The sequence below is a fragment of the Allobosea eneae genome, from assembly GCF_042657265.1.
Lineage (GTDB): Bacteria > Pseudomonadota > Alphaproteobacteria > Rhizobiales > Beijerinckiaceae > Allobosea > Allobosea eneae.
The window spans coordinates 1-1,319 of the sequence record NZ_JBHSLW010000072.1 but is presented as its reverse complement, the minus strand read 5'-3'; the positions used below and the strand labels follow the sequence as shown (position 1 = coordinate 1,319).

At 61.9% G+C, this 1,319-nt stretch carries 1 protein-coding gene; it reads right to left on the bottom strand.

All coding sequences use genetic code 11. The features are described 5' to 3' along the window. Window positions 1–254: 254 nt before the first annotated feature. The gene (locus tag ACFPOB_RS27460) at window positions 255–1,253 is read right to left on the bottom strand and encodes an IS110 family RNA-guided transposase (protein ID WP_068204381.1); all 999 of its coding nucleotides are present in this window, start codon (window positions 1,251–1,253) and stop codon (window positions 255–257) included. Between the last annotated feature and the right edge of the window lie 66 nt (window positions 1,254–1,319).

Here is a 1,319-nt window from a genome sequence, read left to right as displayed (position 1 = left end):
GACAATCTATGGACGCCTCCCGCAGCAAGATGATTTCTGACGTCGACCCGGCATTGGGTGCGTAAATCTATCCGGCCTGTCGCTGGAGCGATCCCGCCCCGGGCCATGATGGGCTCCGCTGCTCTCCCCCTCATAACGCTATCGGCCTCGAAGGCCATGTCATAGGTCAGGGTCGAGAACGCGGTCCTTGCCGAGTGACCATCATCCTTCATCTCGCACGCATCATCGCTTGCGCGACGATCTCGATGCCCACATCAGGCGCGGGCGTAATCCTCCTGCCGCATCAACATTGCCCAGGCGATCCGAACGGTCTTGTTTGCCATGGCCACGATACCTTTGTTGAAGCCGCGGCGATCGATCACCGCCTGGAACCAGCGCGATCGCGGATCTGTCTTGGTCTTCAACCTCAACGCGACCGCTCTCGCGCCGTGCACGAGCTGTCGGCGCAGATAGTGGTTTGCGCGTCTCCCGACTCCGCCCAGACGGGATTTTCCGCCAGTCGAGTATTGTCGCGGAACCAGGCCGATCCAGGCCGCCATCTCCCTTCCCGACTGGAACTGTCGAGGATCGCCGATGCTGGCGGCGAGTGCCGTCGCAACAATTGGGCCCACACCTGGCAGTGTCATCAGGCGGCGGCAAGTCTCGTCCTCTCGGCAGATGGCGCTCAATCTATCGTCTAGCCGCTCGATACGCGCTTCCAGGCTCTCCAGCTCGTCAAGAAGCGCTTCGAAGGTCTCCCGCGCCATGGCTGAGACGCGGGCTTCGGCGAGTCCGCAGCGGACGCGTGGAAGAAGAAGCGCCGCACCTTTCGGATAGATCAGGCCGTATTCGGCCAGCAGACCACGCAGATGGTTGATCAAGCTGGTCCGTTGCGCCACGAGGCGATCTCTGACGCGGTGCAAGGACTGCAGATCCTGTTGCTCCTCGGTCTTGACTGGCACGAAACGCATCGTCGGCCGCGAAGCCGCATCAAAAATCGCTTCGGCGTCCACCGCGTCGTTCTTCGATCCGCGCACAAAGGGCTTGACGAAATGCGGATTGATCAGCCGCACCTCGTGTCCGGCAGCCATGAATAGGCGCCCCCAATAGTGGGCGGTCGCGCAGGCCTCCATGGCGATAACCGCCGGAGCTAGCTTCACAATCAAGGACGGCAAGCCCTGGCGGCCGACGCGCCGCGAGACGATCTCGCCGTCTGCGCTGATCCCATGCACATGAAATGACTGCTTCGCCAAGTCGATTGCCAGCATCCGCATGCCTCTTCTCCCACTCGCCAAAAGCCCTTAGTGAAGGGCGCGGAGCGGGAGGCGTCCATCCCATAA

Bases quoted from the DNA above. Each gene is read 5' to 3' on its own strand.
- ACFPOB_RS27460 (WP_068204381.1), bottom strand. From the start codon at position 1,253: ATGCGGATGCTGGCAATCGACTTGGCGAAGCAGTCATTTCATGTGCAT.